Raw genomic sequence first — 20,169 nt, 5'->3', positions numbered from 1 at the left:
TCAATGTGTAAACACATTTCAGGACGAGACATCAAAAATAAAAAAGCCTGGCAAATCATTGCCAGGCTTTTTTAGTAATGTCGTTACTTATCGCTTAATTGCTTCATGTTCAGCAGTCACAGCGATCTCTTCTTCTAATGCTTCTTCTTCGCTGTGATGATGGCTATCTTCAGCACCGTGCATCCAGTCAACCAGCTTGTCAGCCATGAAGTAAAGGATGATACCTGATAGCGCAGCAGTGACCGCGATACCTGCGAAGATAGACATAGCGTTAGCTAGCTGCTCTTCTTTAGCGCCGCCATGGCCGATGAAAGAACCGATGATGCCACCAATCTTGTTAGCTGCGGCAACAAACAGGAACCAAGCACCCATCATAAGTGATGCAATGCGAAGTGGAGCCAGCTTGGTCACCATAGACAGACCGATAGGAGACAGACATAGCTCACCCATGGTGTGGAAGAAATAAGCACCAACCAACCACCACATGCTTGATTTAGCATTGGCGTCGCCACCCATTTCAAGTACGGCACCGATCATGAATAGGAAGCCAATGCCCAGTAATACCAGACCTAAGGCGAACTTAACCGGAGAGTTTGGCTCTCTAGCGCCTAAACGTACCCAAATAGAGGCCACGACTGGGGCGAAGATCACGATGAACATGGCGTTCAAAGATTGGAACCAAGTAGTTGGCACTTCCCAGCCGCCTATCATACGGTCGGTGAAGTCGTTGGTGAATAGGTTCATCAGGCCGCCGGCCTGCTCAAAGCCTGCCCAGAAGATGATGGTGAAAAGACCCATTATCATGATCACCTTGATGCGATCACGCTCAACTTTTGTCAGTGGCTCTTTACGGATTTCACCTTTTTCAGCCGCTCTTTGCTTTTCAAGCTGGGCTGCCGGCGTACGACCGATATCGCCAAGTAGCTTTTGGGCAAACATAAACTGAATGATTAGCGAGATGACCATACCGATACCGGCACAGATGAAACCTGCTTGGAAGTTACCATCGAAGTAGGCTACGACTGAACCCACTATGATACCCGACAGGAAAGCACCTACGTTGATACCCATGTAGAAGATGGTGAATGCACCGTCACGGCGATGATCGCCTTCTTCATACAGGTCACCTACCATGGTAGAGATGTTTGGCTTGAATAGGCCGTTACCTAAGATAAGCACACCTAAACCTACATAAAAGACTTCGGTTTCCATGCCCTGCACCCAAGCATGGGGTGTACCTAGGATAAATTGACCAGCGGCCATAAGCGCACCACCAATTATGATGGCTTTACGTTGACCGAGGAAAGCATCGGCTAGCCAGCCACCGATGAGAGGGGTTAAATAAACAAGACCTGTGAATGTTCCGTAGAGGTTAAGGGCGTCGGCCTGGGTCCAACCTAGACCATGGCCCCCTTGGGATTGTACTGCGTCGACGAGATAAAGTACCAAAATGGCTCGCATCGCATAGTAACTGAAACGTTCCCATAACTCTGTTGTAAATAACAGGAACAGTCCCTTAGGATGCCCGAGCATCGTACCTTGGGGTTTTGCTGCGCTCATGTAAGTCTTCCACCTTCAGCTTGTGATTGCCTACATAACAAAAACTATGTAGAAAAATGGTTGTTGCTAATATTCATCGCTTTATAGATAGAACTGCCTGGTTTGGCTTAACCATATGATAATGCTGATCAATATGATTAACAGTGTTCTATATGTGTTGCGAGAATTTATTATTTTTTAATATTTAGCGTATTAAATTTTATCAAACCCACCTTATATACCCTTTTAATCGCCTAAAAGTCAATTTAGCTGGCCTAAGTGACTAACAAATCGCCACTGGAATTACTACTCGTTGAAAGCCAGTCTGTCTAAATCGATATCAGTCTATAGTGAAAATTTGCATCTTGAACTGATTACAAAATGGGTACACCAAAAAGAGTGTATTTGCTCTTTTCTTTGCACTAGAGTATTTGCTATGATTTCGGCCGTGAATTGGATGTCACCTGAATTATCTCGTTATCTTTGCATTGCGCGTTAATCTGATGCGTCTTGCAAAACACTCTCAGAGTGTAAAGTAAGACCACTGTGGATCCTGCCACAGCGGAAACTAACCTGTTAGCTAACGATAAAACTAGGTCCTTAAGGAAATTATGAAGTCTTGGTATCTTGTATATTGCAAACCTCGCGGCGAATCCCGCGCGCAGCAAAATCTTGCAATGCAACAGATAGAGACTTACTTACCTACGCTTCCCCAACAGATCACCAAGGCCGGCAAAACCAGCGTTAAGCGTTTGCCCCTATTTCCCTGTTACCTGTTTATCTATTTTGATCCACTTGAGGTTAGCGTGAGCAAAATCCACTCTACTCGTGGTGTTTCGCGCATCATTGGCTGCCGAGAAGAGATGACAGCGATCGACGATGCCATCATTCATTCGATTAAGATGCGTGAGGCTAAGATGCTTAACGCCTTACAACTGCCCAGTGATTATCTGCTTGATGAAAATGCTGAACCTAAGTTAGCAGTTGGTGACAAGGTGAAGTTTGTCGAAGGACCGTTTGTAGATCTGGAAGGGATTTTCGAGGAGCAGAACGGCGATAAGCGTTGTCATATTTTGTTTGAAATAATGGGGCAACAAAAAAGGGTGTCAGTACCCAGAGCCAGTATTAAGGGGATTTGATCTAATTTAGGCAAATCAAGCTTCATTTAGCAGTAAGAAGTAGGTTGTTGACGCTAATGTTTGTAAGAGATCTGCCATAAGACTATGCAAAATGCATTTTTATTTGTGGGATTTGTTGACATCTTGCTCTGAAAAGTAACGCAAGAGTAGGACTGAGTGGAAATGTTGTACAGCTTTTGTATTGATAAATTCGTCGCAATCACTTTTTAGCGTCGATTGGTGCATATATAAGCAGTATTTGTCTCTTTGTTCCATTACAATATGTCGCTTTGCTACAAGGTAGTACAAAATATTTTGATTAGCAGGACATCTTAACCAAAGTGTTTTAGACAAGACGAAGTTAAAATCTGATGTTTCGCGAGAGCGAAGGGCATGTTGGGAGCCGCAACCTATGGGCGGTAGCGTGCCCGCAGGGCATCGAATGAAAAGTTTCATTCGTTAAGCGATAGCCGAAGGCCTCTGGCCGCCACGCGGGTCGGTAGCGTGCCTGAAAGGCAAAAGACAGAAAGACAGAACAGTTTCTGTCTTTTAGTGGAAGCTGTTAATGATTGTCAGGAACAATCATTAACAGCTTTAGCTGGCTCAAAGAGCGAAGTACAGGATGTACTGAGTCAGGTCGACCGCCACGTGGGTCGGTAGCGTGCCCGCAGGGCATCGAATGAACACTTAGCATTTTGAGAGGGTATTCGTTAAGCGATAGCCGAAAATGATTATCGGGAACAATCTTTAACAGCTTTAGCTGGCTCGAAGAGCGAAGTACAGGATGTACTGAGTCAGGTCGCCGCCACGCGAGCGAGCCTAAAAGCAATTGCTTGGAAGTATCGGGCTGGCACATTGACTGATCGCCAGCGTTGCCTTGAATTCTTGAATTGAGCCCTGAGTCTTAAAACTTATCGCTTCATACGTACAGATCAAAAAATTTAAAACTCGAATCAATATTTAAACCTTGCCTTTATCAACGGAGATTATCGGTGTTACAACGAACCAAAAAAATCATAATAACGGCGGTTGCAGCCCTATTTTTGATGGGGACGCAGGCGCAGGCGATCACTCCTTCGCCGCAAATGATAGAGCAGTTTAAAAATCTGCCTGCTTCTGAGCAGCAACGATTAGCGCGTCAGTATGGCATTGAGCCTTCTATTTTAGGAGGAGCTAACGCTTCGCAGCAAAAGCTTGATAACCCTCAAGTAGTGCAGCCACGAGCGACCAATGACGTGGTTGACCACTCTGCTGAGGCCGAGAGTGCATTCAACTTTTCACAAGATAAACAGAAAAGTGAGTTAAAGCGCTTCGGCTATGAGCTTTTTCAAGGTGAACCCACCACCTTTGCGCCAGTTTCCGATGTCCCCGTGCCTAGTGAGTACCTAGTGGGTCCAGGTGACGGCATTAAGGTGCAGCTTTTTGGTAAAGAGAATAAAGAGTATGACCTAGTCATTAATCGTGAAGGGGTTATTCAATTTCCTGAGCTGGGTCCAATTTCAGTTGCCGGTTTAAGCTTTGCTGAGCTGAGAGAGACACTCAGTTATCGCATTTCGCAGCAGATGATTGGTATCGAGTCAAATATCACTATGGGTGAGCTGCGTTCTATTCGTATCTTTATTGCTGGTGATGCTTATAAGCCTGGTTCTTATACCGTTTCTAGTTTGTCTACTATTACTCAAGCGTTATTTGTTGCCGGTGGCGTTAATGAAATTGGTTCACTACGTAACATTCAGGTCAAGCGCAACGGTCAGTTAGTCGGCAGCATGGATCTTTATGATCTCTTGATGCGCGGTGACGCGTCGGGTGATATTCGTCTGCGTTCTGGCGATGTGGTGTTTGTTCCTCCAGTAGGTGGATTGGTTAGCATTACGGGTGAAGTGCGCCGCCCAGCCATTTATGAGTTAAAACGCAATGAAACGGTTGCCGATATTGTCGCTATGGCCGCGGGCGTAAAACCCGGTGCCTATCCAAAGAGCAGCAGCATTGAGCGCTACAATAGCAATGGTCTTCGTAGCATAGTCAATGTTGACCTGACTTCCTCAAAAGGAAAATCAACTAAGGCGCAGGCTGGCGATTTCATTCGTGTTAAAAACGCCTCGGGTCAGTTTGAAGAAGCTATTACCGTTGTTGGCGCCGTAGTTCGTCCTGGAAAGTACCAATGGTTTGACGGCCAAAAAATCAGTGATCTTTTACCTTCTCTTTGGGGTGATCTTTCAATGTCGGCCGATCTTAACTACGCCATTATCGTGCGAGAGGTCAATCGCTACGGCAAGGTTAAGGTATTACAGTTTTCGCCAAGTCGCGCTATTGCTGAGAAAGACGTAACTCAAGATTTGCGATTAGCGCCTCGTGATAAGGTGATGCTATTTAACTATAGCGATGACACCCAAAACCGTTATGAGTTAAATAAGTTAGTAAAACAGAGAGTTAAAAAAGTCACCTCGCTTACAGGTGACAGTCTGGTGGGTAACGATCTGTTTAAAGCGGGATTTTCACAGTTAGACAAGATGCAGTTATCACAGCGAAGCCAACTTGGCGGTGTGGTGATTGCTAGAGAAGCACCTGATGATAAAGAGCAATTAATCAAAGGTGAAGTCAACAAGATGTTGGCCAACTTGTTCGACGACAAGGAGCTTATTAAGCTCAGTGGCGCTATGAACCGCAGTGAACTGTTGTATCCGGTTGTTGCTCAGTTGGCTTCACAAGGAAATTCAGATAACGGCACGCAAGTTGTTGCGATAAGCGGCAAGGTGCGCCATCCAGGTGTGTATCCGCTTACGCAAGGCGCCAAGGTTAAGGATTTAGTAGCTGCAGCCGGCGGACTGGTGGAAGGTGCCTATACAGCGCGAGCAGAGTTGACCTCAACTGTATTGGGTAATGAGGAATCTACTGTTAGCCATTCGAGTATCAATTTGGATGAAGCTTTATCTGAAAGTGCTGATGCTAACTTGCTTCTTAGTCCGAGAGATATCCTTACAGTGATGACAACGCCTGACTGGCAGGAAAGCAAAGCCGTAGAGATTCGCGGTGAAGTTAAATTCCCGGGTGTTTATAGTATTCGCCGAGGTGAGACGCTGGCAGATGTTATCGACCGTGCGGGTGGCTTTACTCAGTATGCCTATCTGCCTTCCTCTGTGTTTGTACGTGAGTCAGTACGTCAGCAAGAGCAGTTAGAAATTAAAAAGCTCGCCGATCAACTTAGACGTGATATAGCCACCCGTGGCGTCTCTAAAGATGGCACAGTGGTGAACTATAGCGATGCTAAGATGATGCTAGATGACCTTGAAAACATCAAAGCAGTAGGCCGCTTGGTTGTTGATTTATCCGCTATATCAATTGGCATCGAACAGGCAGATCTTCAACTTGAAGATCAAGATATTCTTTATGTGCCGTCAGTAAAGCAGACGATTGCCGTAATGGGCGAAGTGCAACACGCTGCTACCCACAGGTTTAAGGAAGGTCTAACGTTAGATCAGTACCTTGAAATGTCAGGTGGCGCCAGAGAACGAGCTGATGAAGATAGAACTTACATCGTCAAGGCAAACGGCTCTGTGCAGATCCCTAATCGCTCAATGTGGTTTAGCAATAAGACAGAGCTTAATCCTGGTGACACCATTATTGTGCCACTGGACTTAGAGTATAAAGATAACCTGACACTGTGGACGCAAGTGACAGGCATTATTTATAACAGCGCCGTTGCGTTAGCGACTATTGCCAATTTATAACCTTATATATGAGCACTTTGATGAGCCTCTCATTAAAGTGCTTAGTTTCTTTTTAGGATAATGAGACTCCGAGACACAAAATCTATGTCCACCGAGATAAAAAACTACGGCGATGCCCAATTTTCCGATATGCGCGCCCAAGTACAACAAGCAGATGATGAAATCGACCTACGAGAGTTGTTTTCCGTTATCTGGCAAGGCAAATGGCTAATAATTGCGATAACGGCCATATTTGCCATTGGCTCAGTTATTTTTGCCATTATGCAGCCCAATATCTATAAGTCTGAAGCGCTTTTAGCACCAGCAAGTGAGGAGCAAGGAGGAGGTTTAAGTGCTTTAGCTTCTCAGTTTGGCGGCTTAGCGAGTATGGCTGGCATTAACTTAGGCAGTGGCGGTGGTGTTGATAAGACTCAGATGGCTATTGAGGTCATGAAATCACGCCAATTTGCGAGTGATTTTATTAAAAAGCACAATCTGTTGCCTGATTTGATGGCCGCAGAAAAATGGAACATGGGCGATAACAGCATTGTATATGACGCTGAACTATATGATGCAGCATCAAAAAAATGGGTGAGAGAAGTTAAAGCCCCTTTTAAGCCTGAACCATCGATGCAGGAAGCCTATAAAGAGTTTAGTAAGATAGTTAGTGTCAATTCTGCAAAGGACACGGGAATGGTAACCGTATCTGTTGAGCATTTGTCGCCAGCGGTAGCTCAGAAATGGGTCAATTGGCTAGTTGAAGATATCAACAAAGTCATGAAAGAGCGTGATGTTGCAGAGGCTATCAGAAGTAGTGACTTTTTAAACAAGCAAATTGCACAAACTAACGTAGCAGATATCCGGACTATCTTATACAAACTGATCGAAGAGCAAGCTAAAACCATCATGTTCGCTGAAGTGCGTGACGAATACGTTTTTAAAACAATCGATCCAGCTTTAGTGCCTGAAGAAAAGGCTAAGCCGAAACGTGCACTCATTTGCGTACTAGGTACCATCCTAGGCGGTATGTTAGCTGTAATGCTGGTTCTTATAAGACATTTTGTAAGAAAAGAAAGTTAGATTAAAAATTTTATAGGCCTATTGGGACATTTTCCTAAAATTCCGAAAAACCTAGACTTTTTATGAGACTACGAAAATTCGATTGTCTCAAATTCAAAAAAATAGTCTCAGCAGTGTTTGAAAAGTTGAGATCCTTAAGTGAAATTTATCATTCTTAAATAGCCATTTAGCATGGCTAAACTCATCAAATTTGGTAGTAAAAAATGAAGATTCTAGTCACAGGTGGAGCCGGATTCATCGGCTCTGCTGTCATTCGCCATATTATCAACAATACTCAAGATAGCGTAATCAATGTCGACAAGTTAACTTATGCTGGCAATCTTGAGTCGCTTGTTTGCGTAGAGAAAGATGAAAGATACGCTTTTGAGCAAGTTGATATCTGTGACCGAGCTGAACTAGATAGAGTCTTCGATGAACACAAGCCAGATGCTGTAATGCACCTGGCTGCTGAGTCTCATGTAGACCGTTCAATTACAGGTCCAGCTGACTTTATTCAAACCAACATCGTTGGTACTTACACCCTTCTTGAAGCGACTCGTGCATATTGGAACGAGCTATCTGCAGATAAAAAGACAGCCTTTCGTTTTCATCATATTTCTACCGATGAGGTTTATGGCGACTTGCCTCATCCTGATGAAGTACAAAATTCAGATGAGTTAACGCTATTCACTGAAACCACTCCTTATGCTCCTAGTAGTCCGTATTCGGCATCTAAAGCATCTAGTGATCACCTTGTTCGCGCTTGGTTACGCACGTATGGTTTGCCAACAATTGTGACCAATTGCTCAAATAATTATGGTCCTTACCACTTCCCTGAAAAACTTATCCCTCTAGTGATTTTGAATGCATTAGAAGGTAAGTCTTTGCCAGTTTATGGCAAAGGTGACCAGATCCGTGATTGGCTATACGTAGAAGATCATGCACGCGCTCTATATAAGGTGGTTACTGAAGGTGTGATTGGTGAAACCTATAACATAGGCGGTCACAATGAAAAACAAAATTTGGAAGTAGTACAAACTATCTGCGCCATTTTAGATGAGCTAATGCCTAAGGGTGCTCCTTACTCAGAACAAATTACTTATGTGACAGATCGTCCAGGTCATGACCGTCGCTATGCTATTGATTCAAGCAAAATGAGTAAAGAGCTGAACTGGTTGCCTGAAGAGACCTTTGAAACGGGACTTCGCAAAACGGTACAGTGGTATCTTGATAATCAGGTGTGGAGTCAACGTGTGCAAGACGGTTCTTATCAAAGAGAACGTTTAGGCGTAATTAGTAGCTCACAGGAAGGGGATAAGTAATGAAAGGGATTGTTTTAGCCGGTGGCTCAGGAACTCGATTATATCCTTTGACTAGGGGCGTATCTAAGCAATTGTTGCCCGTTTATGATAAACCAATGATTTATTATCCGTTATCTACGCTGATGTTGGCGGGTATTCGCGACATTCTAATCATTACTACCCCTGAAGATAATACAAGTTTTAAACGGCTGCTAGGTGATGGTGGTGATTATGGGATAAATCTGGAGTATGCCATTCAAGAAAGTCCTGATGGTTTAGCGCAAGCCTTTATCATTGGCGAGGATTTTATTGGAGATCATAGTTGTTGTTTGGTATTAGGTGACAATATTTTTTATGGTCAATCCTTTACTAAAACATTGCAACATGCTGCTAATCGCGAGCAGGGTGCTACCGTCTTTGGTTATCAAGTGAAAGATCCCGAACGTTTTGGCGTTGTGGCGTTTGATGAAAATATGCGTGCAGTTTCTATAGAGGAAAAACCACAGAATCCAAAATCAGATTACGCAGTAACAGGGTTGTATTTCTACGATAACCGTGTAGTCAAATTGGCAAAACAGGTAAAACCTTCTGAACGCGGAGAGTTAGAAATTACCACGCTTAATGAAATGTACCTTAATGATGGCTCTTTGAATGTTGAACTATTAGGCCGAGGTTTTGCTTGGTTAGACACAGGCACTCATGAAAGTTTGCATGAAGCAGCCTCATTTGTTCAAACTTTGGAGCATGTGCAAGGTTTAAAGGTTGCCTGTTTAGAAGAAATTGCATTTCAACAGGGTTGGTTAAACAAACAGGATTTATTGCGCATTGCTGAGCCAATGATGAAAAACGATTATGGTCAGTATCTACATAAATTAGCCTCAAAATCTGCTAAGTAAAGAGTTTTTATGAAAGTATTAGTAACAGGATGCAATGGACAAGTTGGTCATTGCTTAGTTGAACAATTACAAGGTAAGGCTGAAGTATTAGCTGTTGATTCTCAAGAGTTAGATATTACTCAACAGCAAATGGTTAATGATATCGTTAATGGTTTTAATCCTGATGTGATTATCAATGCAGCTGCCCATACGGCTGTAGATAGAGCTGAAACTGAGCAAGAACTATCATATAAAGTGAATTGTGATGGGCCGAAGTATTTAGCTCAAGCAGCACAATCCATAGGAGCATCAATTTTACATATATCAACCGATTATGTATTTGAAGGCAATAAAGATGGCTTGTATAACGAAGATGATGTAACAAATCCTCAAGGTGTATATGGCACAAGTAAATTAGCAGGAGAGCAGGCTGTTATACAAGCCTGTGATAAGCACATCATTCTTCGAACTGCTTGGGTATTTGGTCAGCACGGAAATAATTTTGTTAAAACTATGCTTCGCTTAGGGCAAGAACGCGATTCATTAAGTATTGTCGGAGATCAGTTCGGTGGCCCAACCTATGCCGCTGATATAGCAGCTGCGTTAATCTGTATCGCACTACAGTCGCATGCAGGCAAAAATGCTTGGGGAGTTTATCATTTCTCAGGTATGCCTTATGTAAATTGGTATCAATTTGCAGACCAAATTTTTATTCAAGCTGTTGAGCAAAATGTATTGGGAAAAGCACCAACTTTAACCTCTATAGCTACTCATCAATATCCTACACCAGCGAAAAGACCGACTAATTCAAAGCTTGATTGCAACAAGATTAAAAGTATCTTTGGCATTAAACCAAGTGACTGGCAAAAAGCATTAACTAAAATTGAAGAATATCAAGCATGAAAGTAATCGATACTAAAATTCCAGATGTAAAAATCATTGAGCCGACAGTATTTGGTGATGAACGTGGTTTTTTTATGGAAACTTGGAACCAAAAGCAATTTGAAGAGTTAGTAACAGGTAAACCAACGCAGTTTGTACAAGATAATCATTCAAAATCAAAGAAAGGTATTTTGCGTGGTTTGCATTACCAAACAGAGAATACCCAAGGTAAGTTAGTTCGAGTGGTTTCTGGTGAGGTATTCGATGTTGCGGTGGACATTCGAAAAGATTCACCAACTTTCGGACTGTGGGTTGGTGAGTATCTATCTGCTGAGAATAAGCGTCAATTGTGGATCCCTGAAGGATTTGCACATGGTTTCTATGTTACGACGGAAAGTGCTGAGTTTGTCTACAAATGTACAAACTATTATAGTCCTAAATATGAGAATACGATTATATGGGATGATCAAAAATTGGCCATATCATGGCCAGTAGATATTATACCTTTTTTATCGGAAAAGGATAAACTAGGCGTTCAATTTAAAAATGCAATATATTTATAGATAGGTTAGATGAATTAATGAAGAAAATATTAGTATTAGATGCATTTAGTGCAATACATGTTGGGAATGGTGTTCTTTTGGATAATTCACTGAGGGTTTGTAAAGATGTTTATCCGGATAGTGAAGTTGTAATACTTTCTCTAGATAAAGATACTAGTCAAAAAAAATATCGTGATGTACACGATGACATATTCTATGACTTTCCTAGAAATAAGGGGGCCATAAAAAAAATTCTTTGGATATTAAATTTCTTTTTGTTTATATCTCTCCAACTACTTAATGCTAAGTTTTTTGGCTTTTCATCCCAACGTTTTTGCTTTAACAAAACTCAAAAGCGATTAATGTCTGAAATTGACAGTTGTGACATGTGCCTAAGTATTGCCGGTGAAACTATTAACGATAATTTTTATCCTAGATTGTACCAGAGATGTCTTATTTTTTGGTTAGCCATTCTTAAAAAGAAGAGGTTAGTTGTTTTTCCTCAAAGTATAGGTCCAATTTTTAGACGAGTTACTAAAGGAATTTTAAGATTAACATTAGGAAAAGCAGATTTAATAGTTGCTCGAGATGAGAAATCTTATGAGGTAGCTAAGAAAGTATGGGATGGGTGTCAAGCTAAAGTTCAATATTCACCAGATGTAGGAGTGTTGCAAGAGTCAGGATTTGTCGATGCTGCTGAGAGATACTTTAATAACAAGAAATCAGTTATTGGATTGACCTTGTCTCTAGTCCCAAAAGAAATTCAATGTAATGTTGATTATGAATCTGAAATAGTTAATGCACTTAAGTCTTCTATAAACTTAGATGAATATAATATATTGTTAATGCCATCAAACTATGTGAAAAATGGAATTAGTGGAGATTACGAGATATGTTTAAGAGTAATGGAAAGTTTAAATAGCGAAGGTTTTACGGTATCGATACTAAAAAATGAAGTGATATTTGAAGATGAATATCAAGCAATACAAAAGTCATTAGCACTATTTATATCAACTAGAATGCATGTTGGTATTCTTGCAACAACAGCTGGTGTTCCAACTATTATGATAAATACACAGCATAAAATAAAAGGTTATATGAAAAATATTGAATCTGAAAATTTTGTTATAGAGTATGATGAGATTTCTAGTAAACTGTCTAATATGATATCAAGAACTCTTGAAGTTGATGGTAATAATAGTTATAAGCAAAAATTATTAGAGATGAATAAAAAAATGAAGCTGAAAATGAAACCGTTTTTGGAAGATTTTTCCAAAATATTTTAATTTCCCGTACGCTGAATTTTTATTCTACAAAACTATTGAGTTGTTGGAGCATAAATAATGGATGAGTTTAGTAAGGTTGTAGGCGAAGGTTTTTGCATAGGGTGTGGTAACTGTAAGGCGGTTAGCCCTATGAAAGTAGATATAAAGCTAAACGAAATGGGATTATATAAACCTAAGCTAAACTCTTCTTTTAATAGAAAAGAAAATGAGAGCTTTATTAAGGTTTGTCCATTTTCTGGAGGTTCTAAGAGTGAAGATGAATATTCGGATGAACTTTACAATGAAAATTTACATTATTCGAATTTATTAGGTCGATACAATAAAGTTCTCGTGGGCGGGGTATCCAATAAACAGAAGAGAATCGCTAGCAGTTCTGGTGGACTTACTACTTATTTAGTTGAAAAGTTACTAGCAAATGGAATGGTTGATGGCGTAATTAATGTTAGTCCATCAACGAGAAATAGTGATGGATTTTTTGAGTACACTATAACAGATTCTTTAAGTGGACTTAATAATACTAAGAAGTCAAGATATCATGTAGTTACTTACTCAAACATTATAGATGTAATAATGAGTTTTAATGGACGTCTAGCTTTTATTGGTGTTCCGTGTTTTATAAAGTCTATTAGACTGCTTAGCGAAGAAAACACCATTCTAAAAGAAAAGATTAAATATCACATAGCGCTATTTTGTGGGCACCAAAAATCTGTTGCTTATTCTGAATATTTGGCATCTCAAATCTGTGGGATTAATAATATTGAAAAAATTGATTCTATTGATTTCCGTGTTAAAGACCTTGATGCCAATGCAGACCAATATTTAATTGAAGTTGGATTAAATAATGGCGAAAGATTATCAAAAAGGGCTAAAGAAATACGATGGACAGATTGGGGGCTGGGGCTATTTAAGCCCAAAGCTTGTGATTATTGTGATGACGTAGCGGGGGAAGTCGCAGATGTTATTTTTGGAGATGCGTGGATTAAACCTTATGCTTCAGATCCTCTAGGGACAAACATAGTGATAACCAGAAACACAGAAATCGAAAATATATTTGAGACTGGGTTGTTAAGTGGTGAGATTAAATTTGATGAAAAGGGGGAGGCTGAAGTGCTTCAAGCACAAGGAGGTAACTTTAGACACCGAAAAGAAGGTCTATTATCTAGAGTTGAACATAAAGAAAAGGAAAATATGTGGTATCCTAAGCCAAGAAAGTCCTTATATTCAAATTTCAAGTTAAATAAAAGTCGACATCAACTTTATTTGAAGCGTGAAATAATAACAGACGCTAGTCATAGTGCATTTGTTGCAGCTAAGTTAGCTGGAGATATTTCTGTTTTTTATAGTAGAATGGATGAGCATGTAAATGACTATTATAAACTAAACCGTAGTTTTAAAAAAGAAGTAAAGTCCTTTATTAAAAAAATGATTGGAAAGTAATGGTTAAATCCCCATTGAAAATGTCAGCAATATTATTATCAATATCATTTATGTCTTTAATATTTGGTGTGATAATGGCTAGACAATTAAGCCTTAATGAATATGGAGTAATCCTTTCTTTTTTTTCACTTTCCGTTTTTCTCGGTTCAATTTCAAATATGGGGCTAAGTCAATACTTATTAGCAAATTCGAAAATATATAATAGGATTGTTTTTACTGGAATATCGACTACTGTAATTGTTTCATTTTTACTTTATGTCCTTGTCTATTTCACAATGTTTTTATTTAAGGTAGATGCAATTCTATTAATAAGTTGGTTATATGTCGGATTTGGGACATTAACTATAGGTATTTTTCGCTTGAGTGCGGTATTATTCCAAGTTAAAGAAAAATATTTTTTAGTAGCACTTTCTAACGGCGCTTCTCAATTAGTGAGAATTATAGCGTTATTATTAATTATTCCAATTGGAATTAATTTGCACTATTTTAATTTGGCTTTTGTATTATCTTCTATTTTAGCATTTACAATTTTTCTTATACTTTTGTTATGGTTTGCTGATAATATTACCTATAACTATGATTTTAAATTATTGAAAAATGCAAAGAATTATTGTTATTCAACGGTTCTAACGCTAGGTTATACATCAGCTTTGAGTCCACTTGTCCTTTTTCTTTTTGGGGCTGAAAATAGTGCATTTTTTAATTTTTATTTAATGCTATTATCTGCTGCCAGCGTATTATATAATTCATTTTATAATAATTATTACTTGAAATTTATCATTAGCGAAGTGAATTTTTTCAAAAAGTATACTGAGGCAAGATATATTTCATTATTCTTAGTAGTACTCAGCGCTATAGGCTTAATGTTGTTCTTTACTTTTTTTGAACGCATTTTATTCGAAGAAAAATTTGAGCCAGGACATTCTTTTATTTATTTACTAAGCCTGGTTATTGTTTTAAGGCCTATTAGTTCTTTTTTGGGAATGATATTAACTAGGCAAGAGAATATAAGGCGGAAAAATAGATTGCAACTTATATCTTTTAGTCTTTGTGTTCTATTTATTATTATATCTTATATCATTGGCTCCTTTTTTCTTGCTTGTTTATGTGTTGTTTTTTCAGAACTTGTACTGCTTTCTTTATATTATTTCGAAAGCAGAAAGGCTATGATTAGTTTAAAATTGAAGATAGGACAATCATGACATATATTGTAAAAAAAATTGATGTTTTTGATGAAGATATGATTGCAGATGTTTTGTCTGTACTTAACACATCATTTATAGGTGACTTCAACTTTACAGCAGAATGGTTTAGATGGAAACATATTGATTCCTATTATGGCCAATCTTTAGCTTGGGGAGCATTTTATAATGATCATTTAGTTGGTATACGTTTGTACAGTAAGTGGCATAGTTTTGGTCAAGCCGAATCCTATTTACAGGCAGTCGATACTGCTACTCTTCCTGAACACCAAAGAAAGGGTATTTTTGCGTTATTGATAAAGGAAAGCTTGAAATATATAGATGATAATAAAATAAAGGTCTTTAACTTCCCAAATAAAAATAGTTATAATCAGTATCTAAAATACGGTTGGAAGGATTCAACTTCAATAAATTGGTTTTTTTCTATCTTTTGGCAAGCTATTATACCGAAGAGCATGTTGAGTTACAGTGGTTCATCCGTAAATTCGAAATGCAAAACTAGTCTTGACTTTATTGAATGGAGATTTTGTAAAAATCCGAGTTATCAGTATGAAGTGTTTTTTGGAGAATATTCAGTCATAGTTTTTAAAAAAGTTAAGAAAATACTTACATATTATCAAGTAGTTTACTGTGATTTTGATGATAGAGATATAAAGTCATTAAACTTCTTCTTATCTAAAAATAAAATTTTTATTACCAGGGCAATAAGCTCTGATTTGGGAGTAGTAGAAATGGTTAAAATTATGTCACCAATGATATTGAAAAACGGTAACAAAGGCTTTAACTTTGTTACTAGAGGGGTTGAGTTTGAACCTCTCAGTGTTTCTTTGGCTGACACTGATTTTATATGATCGGGAAGATAATAGTGAGAAGTTTATACAAAAAGGTTCTGTTTTATTTTATTTTTATTCCCACAAGCTTTTTTATACGTTTCTTAGCACCATTACTGAATAAAAAAATTACTTATAAGAAATTAGATTTGAATTGTTTAAATGACAGGTCATTGTTAATTATTAGCCCCCATTCTGATGATGAAACAATCGGGGTTGGTGGTCTTCTCCAATCCTTACAGAAATTGAATGTCAATAAAAACTTTATTTTGTTATCTAAAAATTTTGTAGATTCAAATTTATCTGAGCGTAGATTTCTAGAGTATAAAAATAGTTTAGATAGCATATGTCCAGTTTATGATTCAATTTATAGCTTAGATTATCAAGATGGTGAATTGTCTCGGTACGGTGATCTTATTGAAAGTGATCTAGAAAAAATATTAATTTCTAGAGAGATTGATATAATATTTGTTTGTTCTGTTTTTGATTTTCACCCAGATCACCGACTATCAGCCTTGATTGCTTTAAATTTATTAAAGCAAGGGGACATCGATAAAGTCATAATGTACCATACAAATCATCCTATTAATTTTAATTTTCCTATTCAAATATATAGCTTATCAAAAAAAGAAACTGAAGTTAAAATGAAAGCATTTGGATTCTTTTTATCTCAATATCATTTCTGTTTTTCAGCGTTTAATGAGATTTCAAAGTTTTATTCGCGATTTATTTGTAGTAAGAGTGGCTATATTGAGACGTTTATAGTCGTCGATCGTAATAACGTAGAAGAAGTATTAGCTTGCTATTACGCTTATAAACAAACCTTGGAAGAGAATGATGGTAATAAAAGTACGATTCATCCGGTAAAAAGCTTAGCCAATATTTTTTTTTGGTTGAGAAGTTAAGGTAATATGAAGTCATTATCACTATCTAACTTTTTTGTTTTTTGGATCTTTATATCTATTTTATACCAGGCCGGTGTATCTTTTTATACTGATAACCCTATAATTTCTTTGTTTAGTCAATTGTTTATTCCAATTTCTATTGTATTTTCTATAATAGTAATTTTTAAAAGAGGGTTTATAAGTAAAAATGCTATTTTTATTTCTTTCTTTTGTTTTTTTATCTTGTTGTCTTGTGTCAGTAATTTCTACGAGGGTAAAGAAGCATTTGTTTTGTTACTTGGAACTATAGATAATTTAAAATTTTTATTAGTTTTGTTGATTGTTGTTAGTCTGCCTGCACATTTTTTTCGTTTAGATCATGTCAACAATGTGATTCTTACTCTTGTATATTTCATTATAGTTTTTTCAGTTTTTTTTTCCTGTATTCAACAGTTTAATAGCTCTTTGATATATATTTTCCCATCAGCAGTTGAGTTTAAAGAGTTATATAGGTATGGTATTTTAAGGGTACCATCTATCTTTGCATCTGTTAATGCATTTGCAAAAATTGCATTTTTACTGATACCTATAGCGTATGTTCTGAAAAGGAATATGATATTTGCGATTTCTCTCGCTTTAATAGCTTTCCTTATGACTTTTAGTCGGCAATTTTTGGTCGGATTATTTGTTTCAACGTTCTTATCTTTAGTTTTCTCAGGATATTTTCGAAAAAAAGGCTCTATGAAGATACTTTTAGTTTCAATAGTATCGTTATCGATGCTTGTAACCATTAGCATTATTGGACAAGGAAATTCTAAAAACGAGGTTCATGACGGTAAGTTTTTGTCTATTCCAGATAAATATATACGATTAGCCGTAGCTGTCACTAGTGTTAAAGCGTCAATAGATAATCCAATTTTTGGTGTTGGTTCTGGATATTTCGGCGGAAATATAGGGAAGAAATTTGTAATTAATTCCGAGCTTGAGAAGTACGGACTAATGGAAATAATTCCATATTTTGATCTAGGTGGCGTTTATTATACAGATACCTTGTGGCCTCAGTTATTGGGCGAGTATGGAGTTTTTGGCTTTGTTTTAATTATTTACGCGTTTTATCTTTGGTTTAGAAGATTATATAACATTAGAGAGCCCTCAATAAGGTTTGTTGCATTAATTCTATTCTTTCAATACATTATTGTTGGTTTCACTGGACCTGTTTTTAATTACTCATATTTTTCAATTCCAATTTTAATTTTATCTATAATACTAGTTGCTCAAGATGAAAATATTAACCGTTACTAATATGTATCCAAGTGAAAGTTGTCCGTACTTTGGTGTTTTTGTTAAAGAGATCGTTGATGGCATAAAGGCAAGAGGTATTCATGTTGACCTTGTTAATATTGTTCCTCCCAAATCTGGTGGAAGTTATTTAAGTTATTGTTATTGTTTTTTTGTACTGATTTTTAAGCGTATTCTTAATGCTTACGATGTAGTTTATTGTCATCATGCATTTTGCGTTTTTCTTTGTAAGATTCTTTTTTTTAAGAATATTGTTTATACTAATCATGAAGGTGAATTTTTTAAAAGAAGTCTAATTGAAAGAGTTAAAGATAATGCTGTTAGAGTTTCTAATGTCACTATCTTTGTAAACAAGAATATGGCCGAACATTACACGAAACTGTATCCCGATGGTAATTATATTTTTCAACCATGCGGTTTGGATTTTGAAAAATTCCCTCTTGTTTCAATGGAGGAGGCTAAAGAAATATTAGGTTTAAGTTTATCTACGGAATATATTTTTTTTCCTGCTGACCCCCAAAGAAAGGAAAAGAATTTTAGTCTGCTTAATGAAGTGTACAATTCTAACCATAAGTATTTTAATGAAATGGGATGTGATATTATAACTGGTGGTAGTATTCCTTATGAAGAAATGTACTTGTATTATTGTGCTTGCTCTGTAGTTGTTTCATGCTCAGAATATGAGTCTGATGGAATGATTTATAAAGAGTCTTTATATTGTAACAGGCCTTTTTTATCTACAGATGTTGGTAACGCACGCTTTTATTCGTCTTTAGGTGATGGCGTTATTTACACTGACTCCGAATCTTTGTTTAAAAGCTTAAAGTACTTTTTAGGAATTAAACAAAATGATAAAGAGTTAAAGCGTGCTACCTTTAACGAATGTTTTTCTATTGATAGATATTTAGACAGGGTTATTAGGGTTTTTGGTATTCAATTAAAGCAGGATTCAAAGTGAAATTAAATGTAGCAGTGGTAGGAACTGTTGGTATACCCGCGTGTTATGGTGGATTCGAATCTTTAGTTGAAAATCTAACTAATTATTCAAGTAATAACATTCAATATGATATTTTTTGTTCGAGTAAGTCTTACTCTGAGAGGCGTTCTCATTATAACGGAGCAAGATTAACTTATGTACCATTAAGTGCTAATGGTGTTCAAAGCATTTTTTATGACGTTATTTCTCTTATCAAGTGTATCTTTAAAAAGCCTGATGTTATTTTAATTCTAGGTGTTTCTGGTTGCTTATTTCTACCAATTTATCGTCTGTTTTCTAACTCTAAAGTGGTAACCAATATAGATGGATTAGAGTGGAAACGGGACAAGTGGAGTAAGTGGACGAAGAAGTTTTTGAAGTTCTCAGAGTCAATGGCTGTTAAGTATTCTGATGTAATCATAACCGATAATAAAGCCATCGGTCATTATGTCGACGAAGAGTATGCAAAAAAGAATGTTGTTATTGCCTATGGTGGAGATCATGCGATCATTGAAGGCTCGGAAGCAGGGCCTGAGAAAGATTATTATCTGTCATTATGCCGTATAGAGCCTGAAAACAATGTTGAAATGATTTTGCAAGCTTTTGCTGAGAGTGAACAAAAATTAAAATTTATCGGTAATTGGAATTCTAGCGAGTTTGGACGAGAATTAAGGTATCGGTTTTCAGGTGAGCCGAATATAGATATCGTCGATCCCATCTATGATGTGAATCAATTGTTTAAGCTAAGAAGTGAGTGTAAAGGTTATGTGCATGGACATTCAGCCGGTGGTACAAATCCATCCTTAGTAGAAGCTATGCATTTTGGCAAGCCTATCTTTGCTTTTGACTGTGACTTTAATCGATACAGTACCGAAGATAAGGCATTGTATTTTAATTCCCCTGAAGAGTTGAACAAGCAAATTACATTTGCTGAAGATGATGATCTTTATACTATTTCACAAAACATGAAGCTGATTGCAGAAAATCGTTATACATGGAAAGTTATCAATCAAATGTATGAGTCAACTTATTTATAGCCCTTTCTATTTGGTTAGAATTATCTGATGCAAATAGCCAAGGCTATTCGCTTTGGCCTGTTTTGTGACCATTAATCAACGGCATGCCGCACGAATGAGACGGTTTGAGACACAATCTCACGACTGTATCATTTTTTGTGTAAATCACGGTTACTTGATTATTTTGTTAGACTTTTTACGTTATAATCGCCTAGC

At 37.6% G+C, this 20,169-nt stretch carries 15 protein-coding genes and 2 pseudogenes; 16 read left to right on the top strand and 1 reads right to left on the bottom strand.

What is annotated here, in order from left to right:
- Positions 1-87: 87 nt before the first annotated feature.
- Positions 88-1,560 (bottom strand): peptide MFS transporter, encoded by a 1,473-nt coding sequence (locus tag NY07_RS17255; protein ID WP_033540606.1) that lies wholly within the window; start codon positions 1,558-1,560, stop codon positions 88-90.
- A 590-nt stretch (positions 1,561-2,150) separates the two neighbouring features.
- Here NY07_RS17255 and rfaH point away from each other — a divergent pair.
- The 16 genes and pseudogenes from rfaH to NY07_RS17180 all read left to right on the top strand — a co-directional run bounded on the left by rfaH (position 2,151) and on the right by NY07_RS17180 (position 19,974).
- Positions 2,151-2,678, top strand: a complete 528-nt coding sequence (gene rfaH / locus NY07_RS17250; protein ID WP_033540605.1) for a transcription/translation regulatory transformer protein RfaH — start codon at positions 2,151-2,153, stop codon at positions 2,676-2,678.
- 971 nt (positions 2,679-3,649) lie between these two features.
- Positions 3,650-3,880 (top strand): annotated as a pseudogene (locus NY07_RS19890) (hypothetical protein); the annotation flags it as partial.
- Between the two features lie 84 nt (positions 3,881-3,964).
- Positions 3,965-6,385 (top strand): annotated as a pseudogene (locus tag NY07_RS17245) (SLBB domain-containing protein); the annotation flags it as partial.
- 84 nt (positions 6,386-6,469) lie between these two features.
- Entirely contained in the window at positions 6,470-7,444 is a 975-nt protein-coding gene (locus NY07_RS17240) for a Wzz/FepE/Etk N-terminal domain-containing protein (RefSeq protein ID WP_033540603.1), read from the top strand.
- A gap of 203 nt (positions 7,445-7,647) precedes the next feature.
- Positions 7,648-8,745 carry a dTDP-glucose 4,6-dehydratase gene (gene rfbB / locus NY07_RS17235; protein WP_033540602.1) on the top strand — a complete coding sequence of 366 codons (1,098 nt, stop codon included), beginning with the start codon at positions 7,648-7,650 and terminating at the stop codon, positions 8,743-8,745.
- A complete protein-coding gene (rfbA, locus tag NY07_RS17230) occupies positions 8,745-9,620 on the top strand; it encodes a glucose-1-phosphate thymidylyltransferase RfbA (protein WP_033540601.1) in 876 nt (291 codons plus the stop codon). The genes rfbB and rfbA overlap by 1 nt, the downstream gene beginning before the upstream one ends.
- A gap of 9 nt (positions 9,621-9,629) precedes the next feature.
- Entirely contained in the window at positions 9,630-10,502 is an 873-nt protein-coding gene (gene rfbD, locus NY07_RS17225; protein ID WP_033540600.1) for a dTDP-4-dehydrorhamnose reductase, read from the top strand.
- On the top strand, positions 10,499-11,044 hold the full coding sequence (gene rfbC, locus NY07_RS17220) for a dTDP-4-dehydrorhamnose 3,5-epimerase (RefSeq protein ID WP_033540599.1): 546 nt from the start codon (positions 10,499-10,501) through the stop codon (positions 11,042-11,044). The genes rfbD and rfbC overlap by 4 nt, the downstream gene beginning before the upstream one ends.
- 17 nt (positions 11,045-11,061) lie before the next feature.
- A complete protein-coding gene (locus NY07_RS17215; RefSeq protein ID WP_052125880.1) occupies positions 11,062-12,309 on the top strand; it encodes a polysaccharide pyruvyl transferase family protein in 1,248 nt (415 codons plus the stop codon).
- A gap of 57 nt (positions 12,310-12,366) precedes the next feature.
- Positions 12,367-13,746 carry a Coenzyme F420 hydrogenase/dehydrogenase, beta subunit C-terminal domain gene (locus tag NY07_RS17210; RefSeq protein ID WP_033540598.1) on the top strand — a complete coding sequence of 460 codons (1,380 nt, stop codon included), beginning with the start codon at positions 12,367-12,369 and terminating at the stop codon, positions 13,744-13,746.
- A 74-nt stretch (positions 13,747-13,820) separates the two neighbouring features.
- Positions 13,821-14,948, top strand: a complete 1,128-nt coding sequence (locus tag NY07_RS17205) for a hypothetical protein (RefSeq protein WP_140946913.1) — start codon at positions 13,821-13,823, stop codon at positions 14,946-14,948.
- The gene (locus NY07_RS17200) at positions 14,945-15,799 is read left to right on the top strand and encodes a GNAT family N-acetyltransferase (protein ID WP_033540596.1); all 855 of its coding nucleotides are present in this window, start codon (positions 14,945-14,947) and stop codon (positions 15,797-15,799) included. Before NY07_RS17205 ends, NY07_RS17200 begins: the two co-directional genes overlap by 4 nt.
- 14 nt (positions 15,800-15,813) lie before the next feature.
- A complete protein-coding gene (locus NY07_RS17195) occupies positions 15,814-16,683 on the top strand; it encodes a PIG-L deacetylase family protein (RefSeq protein WP_161783171.1) in 870 nt (289 codons plus the stop codon).
- Positions 16,684-16,689: 6 nt separating this feature from the next.
- Positions 16,690-17,964, top strand: a complete 1,275-nt coding sequence (locus NY07_RS17190) for an O-antigen ligase family protein (protein ID WP_033540594.1) — start codon at positions 16,690-16,692, stop codon at positions 17,962-17,964.
- Positions 17,942-18,919 carry a glycosyltransferase family 4 protein gene (locus NY07_RS17185; protein WP_140946912.1) on the top strand — a complete coding sequence of 326 codons (978 nt, stop codon included), beginning with the start codon at positions 17,942-17,944 and terminating at the stop codon, positions 18,917-18,919. The genes NY07_RS17190 and NY07_RS17185 overlap by 23 nt, the downstream gene beginning before the upstream one ends.
- Positions 18,916-19,974: a DUF1972 domain-containing protein gene (locus NY07_RS17180; RefSeq protein WP_033540592.1), complete on the top strand. Its 1,059-nt coding sequence runs from the start codon at positions 18,916-18,918 to the stop codon at positions 19,972-19,974. Before NY07_RS17185 ends, NY07_RS17180 begins: the two co-directional genes overlap by 4 nt.
- Positions 19,975-20,169 lie beyond the last annotated feature (195 nt).

The organism is Shewanella sp. ECSMB14101, assembly GCF_000773485.1.
Taxonomy (GTDB): domain Bacteria; phylum Pseudomonadota; class Gammaproteobacteria; order Enterobacterales; family Shewanellaceae; genus Shewanella; species Shewanella marisflavi.
The sequence above is the reverse complement of the archived record's forward strand: the minus strand, read 5'-3'. Positions and strand labels throughout refer to the sequence as shown.

What these genes read in the sequence shown, in the direction of transcription:
- NY07_RS17255 (WP_033540606.1), bottom strand. Translation starts at nt 1,560, where the DNA reads ATGAGCGCAGCAAAACCCCAAGGTACGATGCTCGGGCATCCTAAGGGA.
- rfaH (WP_033540605.1), top strand. Translation starts at nt 2,151, where the DNA reads ATGAAGTCTTGGTATCTTGTATATTGCAAACCTCGCGGCGAATCCCGC.
- NY07_RS17240 (WP_033540603.1), top strand. Translation starts at nt 6,470, where the DNA reads ATGTCCACCGAGATAAAAAACTACGGCGATGCCCAATTTTCCGATATG.
- rfbB (WP_033540602.1), top strand. Translation starts at nt 7,648, where the DNA reads ATGAAGATTCTAGTCACAGGTGGAGCCGGATTCATCGGCTCTGCTGTC.
- rfbA (WP_033540601.1), top strand. Translation starts at nt 8,745, where the DNA reads ATGAAAGGGATTGTTTTAGCCGGTGGCTCAGGAACTCGATTATATCCT.
- rfbD (WP_033540600.1), top strand. Translation starts at nt 9,630, where the DNA reads ATGAAAGTATTAGTAACAGGATGCAATGGACAAGTTGGTCATTGCTTA.
- rfbC (WP_033540599.1), top strand. Translation starts at nt 10,499, where the DNA reads ATGAAAGTAATCGATACTAAAATTCCAGATGTAAAAATCATTGAGCCG.
- NY07_RS17215 (WP_052125880.1), top strand. Translation starts at nt 11,062, where the DNA reads ATGAAGAAAATATTAGTATTAGATGCATTTAGTGCAATACATGTTGGG.
- NY07_RS17210 (WP_033540598.1), top strand. Translation starts at nt 12,367, where the DNA reads ATGGATGAGTTTAGTAAGGTTGTAGGCGAAGGTTTTTGCATAGGGTGT.
- NY07_RS17205 (WP_140946913.1), top strand. Translation starts at nt 13,821, where the DNA reads ATGGCTAGACAATTAAGCCTTAATGAATATGGAGTAATCCTTTCTTTT.
- NY07_RS17200 (WP_033540596.1), top strand. Translation starts at nt 14,945, where the DNA reads ATGACATATATTGTAAAAAAAATTGATGTTTTTGATGAAGATATGATT.
- NY07_RS17190 (WP_033540594.1), top strand. Translation starts at nt 16,690, where the DNA reads ATGAAGTCATTATCACTATCTAACTTTTTTGTTTTTTGGATCTTTATA.
- NY07_RS17185 (WP_140946912.1), top strand. Translation starts at nt 17,942, where the DNA reads ATGAAAATATTAACCGTTACTAATATGTATCCAAGTGAAAGTTGTCCG.